15 protein-coding genes are annotated in these 16,448 nt (G+C 61.8%); 2 read left to right on the forward strand and 13 right to left on the reverse strand.

The features are described from left to right. Positions 1–147 precede the first annotated feature (147 nt). The 9 genes from msrQ to mrcB form a co-directional block, all read right to left on the reverse strand. Positions 148–744, reverse strand: a complete 597-nt coding sequence (gene msrQ / locus ACIQUI_RS27155; protein ID WP_403203935.1) for a protein-methionine-sulfoxide reductase heme-binding subunit MsrQ — start codon at positions 742–744, stop codon at positions 148–150. After that, positions 744–1,757, reverse strand: coding sequence for a protein-methionine-sulfoxide reductase catalytic subunit MsrP (gene msrP, locus ACIQUI_RS27160; RefSeq protein WP_403203937.1), 1,014 nt, complete (start codon positions 1,755–1,757; stop codon positions 744–746). The genes msrQ and msrP overlap by 1 nt, the downstream gene beginning before the upstream one ends. A gap of 79 nt (positions 1,758–1,836) precedes the next feature. After that, positions 1,837–2,688, reverse strand: a complete 852-nt coding sequence (gene pssA / locus ACIQUI_RS27165; protein ID WP_003250045.1) for a CDP-diacylglycerol--serine O-phosphatidyltransferase — start codon at positions 2,686–2,688, stop codon at positions 1,837–1,839. A gap of 150 nt (positions 2,689–2,838) precedes the next feature. Then, on the reverse strand, positions 2,839–3,855 hold the full coding sequence (gene ilvC, locus ACIQUI_RS27170; protein WP_003250043.1) for a ketol-acid reductoisomerase: 1,017 nt from the start codon (positions 3,853–3,855) through the stop codon (positions 2,839–2,841). A gap of 55 nt (positions 3,856–3,910) precedes the next feature. Continuing rightward, the gene (ilvN, locus tag ACIQUI_RS27175; RefSeq protein ID WP_003250040.1) at positions 3,911–4,402 is read right to left on the reverse strand and encodes an acetolactate synthase small subunit; all 492 of its coding nucleotides are present in this window, start codon (positions 4,400–4,402) and stop codon (positions 3,911–3,913) included. A gap of 1 nt (position 4,403) precedes the next feature. Continuing rightward, complete coding sequence (locus ACIQUI_RS27180) at positions 4,404–6,128, reverse strand: acetolactate synthase 3 large subunit (protein WP_403203940.1); 1,725 nt, start codon at positions 6,126–6,128, stop codon at positions 4,404–4,406. 410 nt (positions 6,129–6,538) lie between these two features. Further along, entirely contained in the window at positions 6,539–6,871 is a 333-nt protein-coding gene (locus ACIQUI_RS27185; protein ID WP_403203942.1) for a YqcC family protein, read from the reverse strand. After that, the gene (locus tag ACIQUI_RS27190; RefSeq protein WP_403203944.1) at positions 6,871–7,668 is read right to left on the reverse strand and encodes a tetratricopeptide repeat protein; all 798 of its coding nucleotides are present in this window, start codon (positions 7,666–7,668) and stop codon (positions 6,871–6,873) included. The genes ACIQUI_RS27185 and ACIQUI_RS27190 overlap by 1 nt, the downstream gene beginning before the upstream one ends. 15 nt (positions 7,669–7,683) lie before the next feature. Next, positions 7,684–10,005 carry a penicillin-binding protein 1B gene (gene mrcB, locus ACIQUI_RS27195; RefSeq protein ID WP_403203946.1) on the reverse strand — a complete coding sequence of 774 codons (2,322 nt, stop codon included), beginning with the start codon at positions 10,003–10,005 and terminating at the stop codon, positions 7,684–7,686. A gap of 114 nt (positions 10,006–10,119) precedes the next feature. On the opposite strand from mrcB, the gene ACIQUI_RS27200 reads away from it, so the two are divergent. Continuing rightward, a complete protein-coding gene (locus ACIQUI_RS27200; RefSeq protein WP_403203948.1) occupies positions 10,120–11,682 on the forward strand; it encodes an AAA family ATPase in 1,563 nt (520 codons plus the stop codon). 249 nt (positions 11,683–11,931) lie between these two features. Then, positions 11,932–12,210 (forward strand): TfoX/Sxy family protein, encoded by a 279-nt coding sequence (locus ACIQUI_RS27205; protein WP_110746216.1) that lies wholly within the window; start codon positions 11,932–11,934, stop codon positions 12,208–12,210. 295 nt (positions 12,211–12,505) lie between these two features. Here ACIQUI_RS27205 and ACIQUI_RS27210 read toward each other — a convergent pair whose 3' ends face one another. From ACIQUI_RS27210 to ACIQUI_RS27225, 4 genes are all read right to left on the reverse strand, one after another. Then, on the reverse strand, positions 12,506–13,390 hold the full coding sequence (locus ACIQUI_RS27210; protein WP_403203950.1) for a ChaN family lipoprotein: 885 nt from the start codon (positions 13,388–13,390) through the stop codon (positions 12,506–12,508). Positions 13,391–13,629: 239 nt separating this feature from the next. Continuing rightward, positions 13,630–14,397: a heme ABC transporter ATP-binding protein gene (locus ACIQUI_RS27215; protein WP_403203952.1), complete on the reverse strand. Its 768-nt coding sequence runs from the start codon at positions 14,395–14,397 to the stop codon at positions 13,630–13,632. Then, positions 14,397–15,380, reverse strand: coding sequence for a FecCD family ABC transporter permease (locus tag ACIQUI_RS27220; RefSeq protein ID WP_403203990.1), 984 nt, complete (start codon positions 15,378–15,380; stop codon positions 14,397–14,399). The genes ACIQUI_RS27215 and ACIQUI_RS27220 overlap by 1 nt, the downstream gene beginning before the upstream one ends. Before the next feature lie 50 nt (positions 15,381–15,430). Then, positions 15,431–16,315 (reverse strand): hemin ABC transporter substrate-binding protein, encoded by an 885-nt coding sequence (locus tag ACIQUI_RS27225; protein ID WP_403203954.1) that lies wholly within the window; start codon positions 16,313–16,315, stop codon positions 15,431–15,433. Between the last annotated feature and the right edge of the window lie 133 nt (positions 16,316–16,448).

The raw sequence follows: 16,448 nt of genomic DNA on the forward strand, positions 1-16,448 counted from the left end.
GGGAGCGGGCTTGTCCCGCGAAGCGCCGCGCGGGCGGCGCTCGATCTCACAGGCGCTGCATATGTTGTGGCGGACACCTCAAACCCAACACTATCTATAGACAGGCCCATAGCCCAACCCGAGACCAGCACCACAACTCCTCCTCCCCTACCTCCTGACCAACCTGGGCAACCCCCGCGAAACCGCCGGAATCCTCAACCCCATCAACACAACACCGATAAAGGCATAAACCGCCCACTCCCTCAGGTCCGAGCGAACGATCCACAGGAAATGCAGCAAACCCAGGCCAAGCACGGCATACACCAGCTTGTGCAACCTCTTCCACCGTGCGCCAAGACGCCGCTGGCTATACCGGTTCGAGGTAACCGCCAACACCAACAACCCAACAAACCCCAGCGCCCCAACGATAATGTAAGGCCGCTTGCGCAGCTCCACCGCCAGCTGCCCCCAATCCAGCCCCAGGATAAAGAACAGGTAAGCCAGAATGTGCAGCACAATATAGGCAAACACCCACAACCCCAGTTGCCGGCGCACGACAATCCAGCCCGACCAGCCCGTCAGCTTCTGCAACGGTGTCATGCCCAGGGTCACCAGCAGAAAGGTCAGCGCCCCAAGCCCCAGACGATCCATCATGATCTTGCCGGGATCAGGGCCCAGCAGGTTCATCGCCGCCTCATACAACCACCACGCGGGGAACAGGCACCCCACCACAAAGATCGCCAGGCGAAACCAGGGATAGCGCATCAATAGTTCTTCCGCAGGTCGAGCCCGGTATACAGCGACGCCACTTCATCGGCATAGCCATTGAACATCTGTGTCTCGCGCACATTCGGGCTGAACAAGCCGCTAGGCAAGCGCCGCTCGCGCGCCTGGCTCCAGCGTGGGTGATCGACGTCCGGGTTCACGTTGGCATAAAAGCCATACTCGTCCGGTGCCAGGCCTTCCCAGGTAGTACCCGGCTGCTCTGCCACCAGACTGATACGCACGATCGACTTGATGCTCTTGAAGCCATACTTCCACGGCACCACCAACCGCAATGGCGCACCATTCTGGTTGGCCAGCTCCCGCCCATACATGCCAACGGCCAGAATGGCCAAAGGATGCATCGCCTCATCCAGACGCAAGCCCTCTCTATAAGGCCAGTCGATCAGAGCAAACCCCGAGCGCTGTCCCGGCATATGCTCGGGATCCTTCAATGTCTCAAAACGTACATAGCGCGCCTTCGAAGTCGGCTCGACCTGCTTGAGCACTTGCGCCAAGGGGAACCCCAGCCATGGAATGACCATCGACCAGGCCTCGACGCAACGCAACCGGTAGATGCGCTCTTCAAGCTGGTAGGGTTTGACGAAGTCTTCCAGCGCATAGCGCCCAGGCTTGCCGACTTCACCATCCACCACGATCGACCACGGCTCGGTCTGCAGGCTGTCGCCATTGGCCGCCGGGTCGCCCTTGTCGGGCCCGAACTCATAGAAGTTGTTGTAGTGGGTAGCATCCTTGAACGGGGTGATTGCCTCACCCTTTACAGTGACTGCCTGCCATTGCGTGGCCGCAAGCTTCTCGCTGAACCAGCCAGGCGCCTTGCCCGCCTCGACATCGGCATAACGGCTGGCTTCGGCCGCCTGCCCAATACCTGGCAATGCGCCCAGGGCCAGACCGGCCAGCGAGCCACCCAACAGGGTACGACGGGAAAGGTAGATGCCTTCGGGCGTGATCTCCGATGCCTTGCACTCGGAAGACCTGGGTAGCTTGATGAGCATGGGCGGCTCCATAGCACTGGGTAACAGATGTACCAGTAAGACTATGGAGCCGGAAGGTTATTCCAGCATTAAGCGATTTTCACGCTTTGCGCCGGCGCGCCTTGAGCAGGAACTGGATCGGCCCCGAGGCAGCATAGGCGAGGAAGATCAGCAGCAGGATGCGCGGCGGGTCGCTGAACACCACGGCAAACACCAGCACTACCGCCAGGATGGCAACGAACGGCACGCGGCCCTTCAGGTCCAGCTCCTTGAAGCTGTTGTACTTGATGTTGCTGACCATCAGCATGCCGGCGGCAGCCACCAGCAACGCCACCAGGAACGACAACTTGGAGCCCTGGATACCGTAGTCGCTGAACGCCCACACGGTACCCGCCACCACACCGGCAGCAGCCGGGCTGGCCAGGCCGATGAAATAGCGCTTGTCGGCAGTGCCAACCTGGGTATTGAAGCGGGCCAGGCGCAGCGCTGCACCGGCTACATAGATGAAGGCGACCATCCAGCCGACCTTGCCCATGTCACCCAGCGCCCAACCGAAGGCCAGCAAGGCCGGGGCCACGCCGAAAGCGACCATGTCCGACAGCGAGTCGTACTCTGCACCGAAGGCACTCTGGGTATTGGTCATGCGCGCCACGCGGCCGTCCAGGCCGTCGAGCACCATGGCCACGAAGATGGCGATGGCGGCAAAGGCAAAGTACTTGCTCGCCTCGCGCGGGTCACCGGCACTCAGGGCGCTCTGTGCGCTCATCGAGCTGATGATGGAATAAAAGCCGGCAAACAGGTTGGCGGTGGTGAACAGGTTGGGAAGCAGGTAAATACCGCGGTGGCGCACTTTGCGCCCTTCGGCGTCATGCCCTTCTTCAACGTGCTCATCGACAGGTAGCAGGCTTTCGGCGTCGGAGGGCTTGTTCGGCTCTTCGGGACGTTCGCTCATGGAGGGTACCTTGCAACAGGATGGAAAATGTTCGACACGGGCCCGCGAAACAGGTTCTGACAGCAGGCCACTGGTCTGCTTTATACCAGAAGCTGACTGCCAGAACGAAAAAACGCGGCCGAAGCCGCGTTTTTCATCTATCGATAAGACTTAGTTCTTGGTCTTGTCGACGATTTTGTTAGCCGAGATCCACGGCATCATCGAGCGCAGTTGCTCGCCGATGATTTCGATGCCGTGAGCGGCGTTGTTGCGGCGCTTGGCAGTCATCGATGGGTAGTTGGTAGCACCTTCGGAGATGAACATCTTCGCGTACTCGCCGTCCTGGATGCGCTTCAGGGCGTTGCGCATGGCCTTGCGGGATTCTTCGTTGATGACTTCCGGACCGGTAACGTACTCACCGTACTCGGCGTTGTTGGAGATCGAGTAGTTCATGTTGGCGATGCCGCCTTCGTACATGAGGTCAACGATCAGCTTCAGTTCGTGCAAGCACTCGAAGTAGGCCATTTCTGGCGCGTAGCCAGCTTCGACCAGGGTTTCGAAACCGGCTTTGACCAGTTCGACGGTACCGCCGCACAGAACGGCTTGCTCACCGAACAGGTCGGTTTCGGTCTCGTCCTTGAAGGTGGTTTCGATGATACCGGTACGGCCGCCGCCAACGCCCGAAGCGTAGGACAGGGCGACGTTCTTGGCGTTGCCCGAGGCGTCCTGGTAGATAGCGATCAGGTCAGGGATACCGCCGCCTTTGACGAACTCGGAACGTACGGTGTGGCCCGGGGCCTTCGGCGCGATCATGATCACGTCGAGGTCGGCACGCGGAACAACCTGGTTGTAGTGGATCGAGAAACCGTGGGAGAAGGCCAGGGTAGCGCCTTTCTTGATGTTCGGCTCGATTTCGTTCTTGTACAGAGCGCCCTGGAACTCGTCCGGGGTCAGGATCATGACCAGGTCAGCCGCAGCGACAGCGGTAGCAACGTCAGCAACTTTCAGGCCGTGGGCTTCAGCCTTGGCAACGGTAGCCGAACCTTTACGCAGACCGACGGTAACGTCTACACCGGAGTCTTTCAGGTTGCACGCCTGGGCGTGGCCTTGGGAGCCGTAACCGATGATGGCGACTTTCTTGCCCTGGATGATGGAAAGGTCGCAGTCTTTATCGTAGAAAACTTTCATGAAAATACCCCTGGTTATATCTCGGCCCCTGCGGAGCCATCGCTAATTTTTGAATTTAGATGCTGAGCACTTTGTCGCCACGGGCAATGCCGGTAACGCCGCTGCGCACGGTTTCGAGAATCGATGCAGTGCCGATTGCCTGGATGAAGCTGTCCAGTTTGTCGCTGGTACCGCTCAGTTGTACGGTGTACACGCTGGCGGTCACGTCGACGATCTGGCCACGGAAGATATCCGTGGTGCGCTTGATCTCGGCGCGCTGGGCACCGGTGGCCTTGACCTTGACCAGCATCAGTTCACGCTCGATATGAGCGCTTTCCGACAGGTCGACAAGCTTGACCACTTCGACCAGCTTGTTCAGGTTCTTGGTGATCTGTTCGATCACTTCGTCATGGCCAACGGTGGTCAGCGTCAGACGCGACAGGGTCGGGTCTTCGGTCGGCGCCACGGTCAGGCTTTCAATGTTGTAGTTGCGCTGGGAGAACAGGCCGACCACGCGGGACAAAGCACCTGGTTCGTTTTCCAGCAGCAGGGAAATGATGTGCCGCATATCAGGTACGCTCCGTCTTGCTCAGCCACATGTCACGCATCGAGCCATCCTTGATCTGCATCGGATAGACGTGCTCACTGCGGTCAACCGCGATGTCGATGAACACCAGGCGGTCCTTCATCGCAAACGCTTCTTCCAGCTTCGGCTTGAGGTCCTTCAGGCTGGTGATGCGGATACCCACATGACCATAGGCCTCGGCCAGCTTGATGAAGTCAGGCAGCGACTCGACGTACGAATGCGAGTGACGACCGTTGTAGGCCATGTCCTGCCACTGGCGGACCATGCCCAACACACCGTTGTTCAGGTTGACGATCTTCACCGGCAGGCCGTACTGCATGCAGGTGGACAGCTCCTGGATGTTCATCTGGATGCTGCCTTCGCCGGTCACGCAGGCTACGTCCTGGTCCGGGAAGTTGAGCTTGACGCCCATCGCCGCCGGGAAGCCGAAGCCCATGGTGCCCAGGCCACCGGAGTTGATCCAGCGGTTCGGCTTGTTGAAGCGGTAGTACTGCGCCGCGAACATCTGGTGCTGGCCCACGTCGGAGGTGACGAAGGCATCGCCATTGGTCACTTCGCACAGGGTCTCGATGACTTTCTGCGGCTTGATGACATTGCCGTCGCCCTTGTCGTAAGGGAACAACTCGCCATCGCCACGCCATTCGTTGATCTGCTTCCACCAGGCATCCAGCGCAACCTTGTCAGGCTGCTCGCCGATTTCCTTGAGGATGCCGAGCATTTCGTTGAGCACGCTGTCGACCGGGCCTACGATCGGCACATCAGCCTTGATCATCTTGGAAATCGACGCCGGGTCGATGTCGACATGAATGATCTTGGCGTTCGGGCAGAACTTGGCCGGGCCATTGACCACGCGGTCATCGAAACGCGCACCGACGGCGAAGATCACGTCGGCATTATGCATGGCCATGTTGGCGGTGTAGCTGCCGTGCATGCCGAGCATGCCGAGGAACTGCGGGTCGGTCCCCGGGAAGCCGCCCAGACCCATCAGGGTGTTGGTGACAGGCAGGTTCAGCGACTTGGCAATTTCGGTCAGGGCTTCGGAGCCACCGCCGAGGATCACGCCACCACCGGCGTAGACGATCGGGCGCTTGGCTGCCAGCAGCATCTCGGCAGCTTTGCGGATCTGGCCGGAGTGGCCACGGACCGCCGGGCTGTAGGAGCGCAGCTTGACCTTTTTCGGGTAGACGTATTCGAACTTCTCAGCCGGGTTGGTCATGTCTTTTGGAATGTCGACCACGACCGGACCTGGGCGACCGGATTGCGCCAGGTAGAATGCTTTTTTCAGAACTTCCGGGATCTCGGTCGGGTTCTTGATCATGAAGCTGTGCTTCACGATCGGCCGCGAGATACCGATCATGTCGGTTTCCTGGAAGGCATCGGTACCCACCATGGTGCTAGGCACCTGGCCGGACAGGATGACCATCGGAATCGAATCCATATAGGCGGTGGCAATGCCGGTAATGGCATTGGTCGCGCCCGGGCCGGAGGTTACCAGCACCACACCGGCCTTGCCGGTGGCGCGGGCGTAGCCGTCCGCCATATGGGTTGCCGCCTGCTCGTGACGAACCAGGATGTGTTCCACTTCCGGTTCTTTGAACAGGGCGTCGTAAACATGCAGGAGAGCACCACCAGGGTACCCGTAGATGTGCTTAACGCCTTCGTCACGCAAGAAGCGGACGACCATCTCAGCGCCAGATAAAAGCTCCACGTTGTTCACCTCTAAAACGCCAGAATACCGTCCCTAGTGGACGGGTCTTAATAGGTTTACTGCCAAGCAGAGCATGAGCGAAAACGTCAGCACTGACTGAGCAAGTATTGGGAGCGCCCCAGAGTGTTGCGGGGTTTTCCCACCCAGCGCGAGGTAACGCGTTGCGGGGTGTAACAGGTCGGCGCGGGTGTGCACCTCATGATCTGCTTAGCGGGTCTGCTTCTGGCAGTCCCTCTACAGCGGAAGTTGGATTCTTGTGATTCGGCGCCCACAAGTCAAGAAAAATTATTGCCAATTTTTCCCCAAGATGAATTCCTGCCACCACTAAAAATCGCTTCAGCAGCAGAAAAAATAAGATTTCCATAAAAAAGGGCCACAATCTGCGGCCCTTGAAGGAAAAACTGAAGAAATCAGGCGGAAGGAGCGATCAATTGGTCAAAAGCTGCCAACAGCCGGCGCAGCTCGCGACTTTGCTCCGGCCGGTCGGTAAACACGGTTTCGGCCATGACCAGGATGCTGGAGGCATTGGGCAGCGGATGGCCCAGCTCGATGATGATCTTCATGCGTGGCAGGAAGATCCATTGCAGCCACTGCTCGAAACTGAGGCTATCGACCGCGAACGGCACTGTGCTGGCCAGCGCTTCGTCGCTGGGTGGCTCGTCATCCCACCAGCCTTGCACCTGCAGCTCACGTTCGATCAGCAGCAGGTGGTCGGCGATATCCAGAATGCGTGGTTCGATCATCACGAATTGACCCGTGCCTTTTGCCGGGCCAACGCTGCGCCCGCGCTGTCACCCTGCTTTTCTCGGGCCTGGGCAATGGTATTCCACAGCTCGGCCTGCAGGCTTGGGCGGCCATTGGCGTAGGTCAGGGCACGACGCGCCAGCTGCTCGGCCTGCGCCGGGTCACCTTGCGACAGGCGCACCTGGGCCAGGCGATACAGCACTTGTGGCTCGCGCGGGGCAATGCGCTGGGCACGCTCCAGGCTCGAAGCGGCGCCATTGAAGTCACCACTGCCCTGTTGGGTCTGCGCGGTGGTCAACAGTGCCAGCACCGGCCCGTCCAGTTGCTCGTCGGCCGACAGGCCACTGGCGCTGCTGCGCGGAATACCGGTCGGCGCGCTGGTGCTTTGCGGCGCACTGTTCATCGACGCGATATCGAACGGTTCGTCGGCGATCGGGTTGGGGTTTGTAGTCATCGGCCCCGAAGTGACCGGGCCGGTGGTAATCGGCCCTGGGGTAATTGGCGACGTACTGATGGGGGCTGTACCATTGGCCGCCGGGAACGTCTGGATGCCTGATGCCCCAGCGCCCTGCGGAATCATCACGGTGACGCCGGAGTCTTCTGGCAGGGACTGCGCCTGCGCGGTCCCGTTGTTGATGCCTGCCACCGGGGCACGGGTTTGCACACGCTCGCTGTTGGAAACGCGGGTGCTCGAATCGACCACCGGAATATTGCCACGCGGTACGCTGGAGCACCCCTGGAGCACAGCCAACGCCGTCACGGCAGGAAACAGCCACTTGTTCACGTCACACCTCATCAATGCAGCCTGTGCTTAATTCATCCAGCCCTTGACCCAGTCCATGACCGATTCAGCTGGATCCTGCTCGCCGCCACAGGTCGCGCCGGCGGGCGGTTCACTGCCGCGAATATACGGCATCTGCACCGCTCCCGGACAGCTGCCATCAGACCCATGGCCAGTGTAGGGGTCGATCCAGGCCTGGACCACGTTGTCAGGTTGCGGCATGTCCAGCGGTAGCGGGTCGGCCTTCTTCATGAAGCTGGTCCATACCTGCAAGGCCCCGGTGGCACCGGTAAATGGCGTTTTGCCGTTATCGTCACGGCCCATCCACACCACGGCCAGCAGGTCCTGGCTGAAACCGGAGAACCAGCTGTCGCGCGAGTCGTTGCTGGTACCGGTCTTGCCGGCCAGGGTCAGCGAGCGCGGCAGAGTGTTGTACACCGAGCGCCCGGTACCTTCACGCATTACCCGTTGCATGGCGTTCTGCACCAGGTAGATGGCGCCCGGGTCGAAGGTTTGCTGGATCTGGAACGGGTAGCGCTTGAGCGGCTCGCCCTCGGCGGTGAGCACGCTGCGAATACCGCGCATCGGCGTGTTGAAACCGCCGTTGGCGATGGTCTGGTACATGGTGGCGACCTGCATCGGCGACATGCCACCGGCACCCAGCAACATGGCCGGGAAAGCTGGCCAGTCGACATTGACCCCCAGTCGACCAATGGTCTTGATCACATTGGGCACACCCACTTCCAGGCCGAGCTTGGCGGTCGACAAGTTGTACGAGTTGGCCAGGCCCTGGTACAGGTAGATGGTGCCATGCGGGCGACGGTCGTAGTTTTGCGGGCGCCAGACCTGGCCGTCGGCCCCTTTGACCGAGAACGGCTCGTCCTGCACCCAGCTGGTCAGGGTGTACTTGCTCGGCTGCTCCAGCGCGGTCAGGTACACCGAAGGCTTGACCAGCGAGCCAATCGGCCGCACAGCGTCGATGGCCCGGTTGAAGCCGGCAAAACCGGCCTGGCGGCTGCCGATGAGCGCCTGCACTTCGCCAGTTTCCGGGTTGGTCACGACCATTGCCGATTCCACCTCGTCAGCGCCCTTGCGCCCGGCCAGGCGCTTGAAGGTCTCGCTCATCGAGGTTTCGGCCTTCATCTGCAGGATCGGGTCGAAGCTGGTGAAGATGCGCAGGCCTTCTTCGGTCAAGTCCTCGTCGCGGTAGTCCTGGCGCAGCTGACGCTTGACCAGGTCGAGGAAGGCCGGGAACGAGCTGTCGGCCAGGCTGCCACGCTTGGTGACGCCCAGCGGCATCTTCTTCGCGGCATCGACTTCTGCCTGGCTGGCCACGCCCTGCTCGGCCACCAGGTCGAGTACCAGGTTGCGGCGTGCCAGGGCGCGATCAGGGTAACGTCGCGGGTTGTAGTAGGACGGCCCTTTGACCATGCCCACCAGCAAGGCGATCTGGTGCAGCTTCAGCTCGGACAGCGGCTGGCTGAAGAAGAACTGGCTAGCCAGGCCAAACCCATGTACGGCACGCTGGCCATCCTGGCCTACAAACACCTCATTGAGGTAGGCCTCAAGAATTTCACGTTTGTCGTAGTGCAACTCAAGCAGCATGGCCATCATCGCCTCGGTCAGCTTGCGGCTGAGGCTGCGTTCGCTGCTGAGGTAGAAGTTCTTCACCAACTGCTGGGTCAGGGTACTGCCGCCCTGGCGCATCGAACCGGACGAAGTGTTGACCCACATTGCCCGGGCGATGGACTTGGGCGACACACCATGGTGGCTGTAGAAATCGCGGTCTTCAGTCGCCACCAGGGTTTCGAGCAGGTACTTGGGTACCTGGTCGATCTTGATCAGGATGCGGTCCTCGAGGTTTTTCGGGTAGATACCGCCGATCATCAGCGGTTCCAGGCGCACCACGTCGAGTGCCTTGCCGTTGGCGCCGGCAAGGCCCGCCACGTAATCACCCGAGAAACGCACGCGCACGAATTGCGCCGGCTCCATGCCCTCATAGAACTGGAAACCTCGGGTGTTCAGGTCGACGGTATTACCGTTGATCGCCGCCGCACCCGGCCCGTTGGCCGCGCTTTCACGCCGGTAACCGAGCGCATCGAGCTCGGTGAGGAAGTCGTTCTTGCTCAGTTTCTGGCCGGTGAACAGCTCCAGCGGCCGGGCATACACCTTGGCAGGGATGGTCCAGCGCTTGCCGGAGAACTTCTCCTGGACAACGGCATCGAGGTAAACCGCGAAGCCGGCAACGATCACCAGGCCTACCAGGCTGAGCTTCAAAGCCCAGCCCAGCCAGGCGCGGGAGCGGCCGGTCGGGCGTTTCTGAGGGGTACGGGGATTTCGGGTTCGGGTCATGGCGGCGGATTATACGCACTTTATAAAGGCTGGGCAGACGGCCCGGCGGTAGGCAGGGACGGCACCATTGACCATAATGGCGCACTCGAATTCCCTGCCCCGGATGGATTTCCCGTGAGCCAAGCCCTTATCACTGCGTTGCAGAACCCAGCCCTCTACCCTCACCCCGTGGATGGGTTCCAGCTCATCGAGACGCATATCTCCTGGGTACTGCTCACCGGCGAGTACGCCTACAAGATCAAGAAACCGATGAACTTCGGCTTCCTCGACTTCACCAGCCTGGACCAGCGCCAGCATTTCTGTAACGAAGAGTTGCGCCTGAACCAGCGCATGACCGACGACCTGTACCTGGAAGTACTGCCGGTTACCGGTAGCGTCGATGCGCCGCAGATCGGTGGCGAAGGCGAGGCCATCGAATACGCGCTGAAAATGCGCCAGTTCCCCCAGGGGCAGATGCTCAGCACCCTGCAGGCCAACGGCGAACTGAATGCCGCGCACATCGACCAGATGGCCCGGCAAATCGCCGAGTTCCACCTGCAGACCCCCAAGGTACCGGCCGAGCAGCCCTACGGTTCGCCTGAAAGCGTCATGGCCCCGGTCGAGCAGAACTTCGAGCAGATCCGCCCATTCCTCAGCGACAAGGCAGACCTGCAGCAACTGGACAACCTGCAGGCCTGGGCACGGAGCAGCTTCGAGCGGCTGCAAGGCCTGTTTGCCTCGCGCAAGGCCAATGGCTTCACCCGCGAGTGCCATGGCGACATCCACCTGGGCAACGCTACCCTGATCAATGGCCAGGTGGTGATCTTCGACTGCATCGAGTTCAACGAACCGTTCCGCAAGACAGATGTGTGGGCCGACACCGGCTTCCTCGCCATGGACCTGGAAGATCGCGGCCTCAAGTGCCTGGCACGGCGCTTCATCAGCCAGTACCTGGAGCTGACCGGGGATTATGAAGGCCTGGAAGTGCTCAACTTCTACAAGGCCTATCGCGCCCTGGTACGGGCCAAGGTCGCGCTGTTCAGCATGCCGGCCAACGCCGATGGCGTACAACGGGCCACCACCCTGCGCACCTACCGCAACTACGCCAACCTGGCAGAAAGCTACAGCGCCATTCCTTCGCGCCTGCTGGCCATCACCCATGGCGTTTCGGCAGTGGGCAAGAGCCATGTAGCGATGCGCCTGGTGGAGGCCCTGGGCGCCATTCGCGTGCGCTCCGATGTCGAGCGCAAGCGCCTGTTCGGCGAACAGCCGCAGGCTGAAGCCGGCCAGCTGAGCAGCGGCATCTACGACCAGAACGCCAATGCAGCAACCTACCAGCGCCTGCACGAAGTGGCGGCTACGGTGCTGCGTGCCGGCTTCCCGGTGGTGCTTGATGCCACCTACCTGAAACGTGAGCAGCGCCAGGCTGCGGCAGAGGTTGCCAGCCAGACCGGGGTGCCGTTCCTGATCCTTGATTGCCATGCACCGGATGCGGTGATTGCAAGCTGGCTGGAACAGCGCCAGGCAGAGAACAGCGACCCGTCAGATGCCACACTGGAAGTGGTCAAGGCCCAACAGGCCAGCCGTGAGCCGCTGGATGCGCAGGAGCGGGTGCAAAGCACCCAGGTCGATACGCAGACCGCCGGCAGCATGGACCAGGTGATCGAGCAGATTCGCCAGCGCCTGCCTGGGCTGTAAGTTCGCCGCTTTCCAGCGCCGCCCTCTTCGCGGCTAAAGCCGCTCCCACAGGTAATACGCCAGCCTTGAGGCTTGCACCGGACCTTGTGGGAGCGGGTTCACCCGCGAAGAGGCGGACACATGCCTCATCAGCACAACTCGTCACCCCCGATGGCAAAAGGCCGCGCATTTCCCAACCCCCGCTACACTCCTCTCTGACCTGCTCGCGATTTATACCCAAGACCCGTTCAGCCATCGCAAGGAGGCTAGATGAACGATGAATTGCAGCACCTGAAGAACCTTGGCAAGACCTCTGCGCAGTGGCTGCATGCTGCCGGCATCCACAGTGCATCGGACCTGCGGCGCCTGGGTGCAGTGGGTGCCTACCAGGCCGTGAAGACCCGAGGCTTTCGCGCATCCAAGGTGCTGTTGTATGCCATTGAAGGCGCCCTGCTGGACATGCACTGGAACGATTTACCGCTCGAACGCAAAGAAGCGCTCAACCAGCAACTCGACGCAAAAAGCCCTGCGCAAAAAAATCCAAAATAATCGTGGAAAAGGGATTGACGGCTAAATGAGAATTGTTATGATTATCACAACTGGTCGCGAGACTGGTTGGATAAACTAAGAGCCCCTGGTTCGGACTCTCAGATTATCTCCTCATCAGGCTAATCACGGTTATTGACCCGGCATTTTGCCGGGTCTTTTTTTGCCTGTAGGTTTTGCACTGCAAGGCCTGGCCCTATCGCCGGCAAGCCGGCTCCCACAGGGGTACCACCAAACTCAATGATGGCGCTGTACCTGTGGGAGCTGGCTTGCCGGCGAAGGGCCAGTGCAAGTAACGCTACTGTCGCAGTTGCGCACAGTAATCCTGCTCCGGCATCGCCGCCGTGTACCACACGTAATCAGCCTCGTCTGGCTCAACCTGCTCGCCCACCTCGGCAAGCAGCAGCACCTTGCTCTCCCCCGATGCGCCCAGGTCAGCCAGATGCAACGGCACGCCCAGGTCCTTGCGCGCGTGATAAGCCCCGGCAAACAGTAACGCCGGCTGCGGTGCTGCCAGCAAGCGCTCGGCCATGCGCCGGTCGCGCTGTTGCTGCACGGCCAGCATCGCCGGTAACTGGCTTTCAGGCAGCATGCCGCAATGCCCGGCGCGTACCTGCTGCAGCAAGGCAGCCTTTACCGCCGGTGCATTGGACTTGTCGCCCTTTAACGAAGCTGGCTGCCGATAGGCCTGGCGCATCTCGCCAGGCGACAGGTTGGCCGCCAACAGGGGTACTCGCTGCTGCAAGGCTTCACGCACGGTCGGCCCGTACAACTGCCAATCCCAACCCTCCTGCCAGGCCAGCGCCTTGGGCAAGTCTGCCGGCACGGGCTGCCCCTCGACCTTGTCGACCAGCGGTTGCTGCTCGGGCTGGAGCATTTCCAGCAACAGGCTGCCTTGCGCACGCTGCGCCTGCAAAGCGCGCAGCAGCCAAAGTTGCAGCGCATGATGGTCCGGGTTGTCGTGCTTTTCGCCCACCAGTACACGGGGCGCGCCTGCCAGGCGCTGCACGAGCTGCTCAGGGCTGATCACCTGCCCGCTGGCTAAGTCGATAATGTGCCCCAACTCGGCATGCGTGCGCCCCTCACTGCTCTGCCAGGGGGGCAGCGGTGGCAGGCTGGCCTGGCAGCCACCCAGCGCCAGCAGCAGGCACAGCGAGAAACCGAAAAGCAGCGGATGACGCATTGGCAGTACCTCCATGTCATTCACACATTTGCCTGGCCTGCACCGCTCCCCCAGGTTCAAAGTGAACCCGAAACCAGTGCAGTACCTGTGGGAGCGGGCGTGCCCGCGAACACCGGCAAAGCCGGTGCCATCCACCGCGTTGCCTGCTTCGCGGGCACGCCCGCTCCCACATGGATTCGCGCCAGCTTTTAGAGATTGAGCAAGACAGTTGCTCCCACAAGTACCCCGCAACATGCATCTCAGCGGGCGATGATCAGCGGATGCCCACGCTCCGGGTGCGCCTGCACCAGCACGTCAATCCCGTATACCGCCTTCAATGCCGCCGGCGTCAGCACGGCCTCAGGCGAGGCAAACGCATGGCAGCGGCCCTGTTCCAGCAAAAGGATTCGATCACAGTAGCGCGCTGCCAGATTCAGGTCATGCAGAATCACCAGCACTGCGGCGCCACGGTCAGCGAAGCGGCGCACCGATTCCAGGGTAGTGTGCTGGTGCAGTGGGTCGAGCATCGAGGTCGGCTCGTCGAGCAGCAGCGTACAACCCTCCTCGCCAGGCCATAGCTGCGCCAGCACGCGGGCCAGGTGCACCCGCTGTCGCTCGCCACCGGACAACGCCAGGTAACTGCGCTCCACCAGGTGCCAGGCATCCGCCGCCTGCAACGCTGCTTCGACAATTTCCGCATCGCGCCGCTGCCCGGTGCCATGAGGCATGCGCCCCATGCCCACCACTTCCTCGACCCGGAATGAGAAACCCAGGCTGGACACCTGTGGCAGTACCGCCAGGCGCTTGGCCCGCTCCTGTCCAGGCCAATCGGTCAAGGGCCGCCCCTGTAGCGTCACCCGCCCACGGTCGGGCGCCAGCTCGCCACACAACACGCTCAGCAGGCTGCTCTTGCCAGCACCGTTGGGGCCCAGCACACCTACCACCTGCCCAGGGTTCAGCTGCAAGTGAATGTCGTGCAGCACCTCATTGCTTCCCCGCCGCAGGTGCAGGCCTTCCACTTGCAACATCAGCTGCGCCCTCGTATCAGCAGGAACAGAAAGAACGGCGCACCGATAAAGGCCGTGACAATACCAATCGGCAACTCGGCAGGCGCCAGCAGCAGCCGCGCCGCCAGGTCGGCGAACAGCATCAGCACGCCCCCCGCCAGTAACGATGCGGGTAGCACCACACGATGATCTGGCCCGGCCAGCAAGCGCACCAGGTGCGGCACCACCAGGCCGATGAAACCGATCAGCCCCGCAGCAGCCACTGCCGCCCCCACGCCCAGTGCCGTGCAGAACACCAGCTCGCGCTTGAGCCGCTCCACATCGACACCCAGGTGACGCGCCTCCGACTCACCCAGCAACAGGGCATTCAGCGCCTTGGCCCGGCGTGGCAACCACACCGCCACGCCTGCAGCTACCAGCAACAAAGGCCATAGCCGCTCATAGCTGGCGCCATTCAGGCTGCCAAGGTTCCAGAAGGTCAGGGTGCGCAGGGTGGCATCGTCGGCAAGGTAAGAGAACAGCCCCACGGCCGCACCACCCAGCGCGGTCATGGCTACCCCTGCCAACAGCATCGTCGCCACATTGGTCTGGCCATCGCGCCGCCCCAGGCGGTAGACCAGCGCAGTGACCCCAAGCCCCCCGGCAAACGCGCAGAACGACAGCAGATAGGGCGCGAAAGCATCCGGCATGCCGCCAAACCAGGCACCACCGACAATGGCAACCGCCGCCCCCACGGCTGCCCCGGCGGCAACCCCCACCAGCCCTGGGTCGGCCAGCGGGTTGCGGAACAGCCCCTGCATGGCCACCCCGGACAGCGCCAGCACCGCGCCCACTGCCAACCCCAGCAGGGTCCGCGGCAGGCGAATCTGGCCCAGGATCATCTCGGCCTGCTGCAGGCCGTCAGCCGCAATCGGCAGCCCCAGCAGGCGCAGGCCGGCACGCAGGGCATCGAACAGCGGCAGGCTGACCGGCCCCAGCGCCAACGACAACCACACCGCCAACAGGCATAACAGGCTCAGGCAAATGAACAACGTACGTGGCTGGACCCGCTGCTTCATTGCGCGAAGCTGGCCTTGGCTGCCGGGTAGAAGCTGGCTGCCAGCGACGCCAACGTCACCGGCAAGCGTGGCCCAAGCCCGCCGACCAACAGCGTCGGGTCAAGCGATACCAGGCGTTTCTCACGCACGGCGCGGGACGCCGCCAGTGCGGGGTTTTCTTTCAGCAGCGCCTGCAAGGCCTGCTCATCGGCCAGCGCCCGGTCCGAAAACACGATCACATCCGGGTCCAGCGCCGCCAAGGCTTCATTGGAGAAGTTCTTGTAGCCCTGATGCTCTGCCAGGTTGTGCCCACCTGCCTGCCCCAGCAGCCAGTCACCTGCAGTGCCCTGCCCCGCGATCAACGGCTTGGCCCCGGCATGCCCAACCAGCAGCAACACCCCAGGGGCTTTTTGCCCGGCCTGAGCCTGCTTGACCTTGGCCTGCAAGGCCTCGATCTGCTGGTGGTAACCCGCCGCCAACGCCGAAGCTTGCTGCTCTGCGCCAAGCAACTGCCCCAGCTGCTTGAGGTTTTCATCCACCGCCGCCAGTTCGGCCTTGCTGGAGAACAACTCGACCCGTACACCCGCCTTGCGAATTTGCGCCAGCACCGGCGGCGGGCCCATTTCCTCGGTTCCCACCAGTACATCAGGGCGCAGGCTAAGGATGCCTTCAGCCGACAACTGCCGCTGGTAGCCCACGCTAGGCAGTGATTTCAACGATGCCGGGTGCTGGCTGGTGGTATCCACGCCAACAAGCCGCGCTTCACCGCCCAAGGCGGTTATCCACTCACTAAGCGCGCCGCCGGCGCTGACCCAGCGCTGCGGCAGCTCGGCCGCCAGGGCCTGGGTAGAGAGCACAAGGCTTGCGCACAGGGCGAGCAAGGCGACAGGACGGCGCATCATCGGGTTCCTTCTGAAGGCGGACCGCACGCCTTGTGGCGGGCGGCAGAACTGCGCACCATAGATGGTCGGGCGCAGCGAATGCGGGCAATTTGATAATTATTCGCATTGACGCGTCAAGCCACTATCTGTTTCA

Origin of the sequence: Pseudomonas sp. NPDC090592, from assembly GCF_044769185.1 — a bacterium.
Lineage (GTDB): Bacteria > Pseudomonadota > Gammaproteobacteria > Pseudomonadales > Pseudomonadaceae > Aquipseudomonas.

Excerpts from the sequence above, each read along its gene's own strand:
- msrQ (WP_403203935.1), bottom strand. The coding sequence starts at position 744 with ATGCGCTATCCCTGGTTTCGCCTGGCGATCTTTGTGGTGGGGTGCCTG.
- msrP (WP_403203937.1), bottom strand. The coding sequence starts at position 1,757 with ATGCTCATCAAGCTACCCAGGTCTTCCGAGTGCAAGGCATCGGAGATC.
- pssA (WP_003250045.1), bottom strand. The coding sequence starts at position 2,688 with ATGAGCGAACGTCCCGAAGAGCCGAACAAGCCCTCCGACGCCGAAAGC.
- ilvC (WP_003250043.1), bottom strand. The coding sequence starts at position 3,855 with ATGAAAGTTTTCTACGATAAAGACTGCGACCTTTCCATCATCCAGGGC.
- ilvN (WP_003250040.1), bottom strand. The coding sequence starts at position 4,402 with ATGCGGCACATCATTTCCCTGCTGCTGGAAAACGAACCAGGTGCTTTG.
- ACIQUI_RS27185 (WP_403203942.1), bottom strand. The coding sequence starts at position 6,871 with ATGATCGAACCACGCATTCTGGATATCGCCGACCACCTGCTGCTGATC.
- ACIQUI_RS27190 (WP_403203944.1), bottom strand. The coding sequence starts at position 7,668 with ATGAGGTGTGACGTGAACAAGTGGCTGTTTCCTGCCGTGACGGCGTTG.
- mrcB (WP_403203946.1), bottom strand. The coding sequence starts at position 10,005 with ATGACCCGAACCCGAAATCCCCGTACCCCTCAGAAACGCCCGACCGGC.
- ACIQUI_RS27205 (WP_110746216.1), top strand. The coding sequence starts at position 11,932 with ATGAACGATGAATTGCAGCACCTGAAGAACCTTGGCAAGACCTCTGCG.
- ACIQUI_RS27210 (WP_403203950.1), bottom strand. The coding sequence starts at position 13,390 with ATGCGTCATCCGCTGCTTTTCGGTTTCTCGCTGTGCCTGCTGCTGGCG.
- ACIQUI_RS27215 (WP_403203952.1), bottom strand. The coding sequence starts at position 14,397 with ATGTTGCAAGTGGAAGGCCTGCACCTGCGGCGGGGAAGCAATGAGGTG.
- ACIQUI_RS27225 (WP_403203954.1), bottom strand. The coding sequence starts at position 16,315 with ATGATGCGCCGTCCTGTCGCCTTGCTCGCCCTGTGCGCAAGCCTTGTG.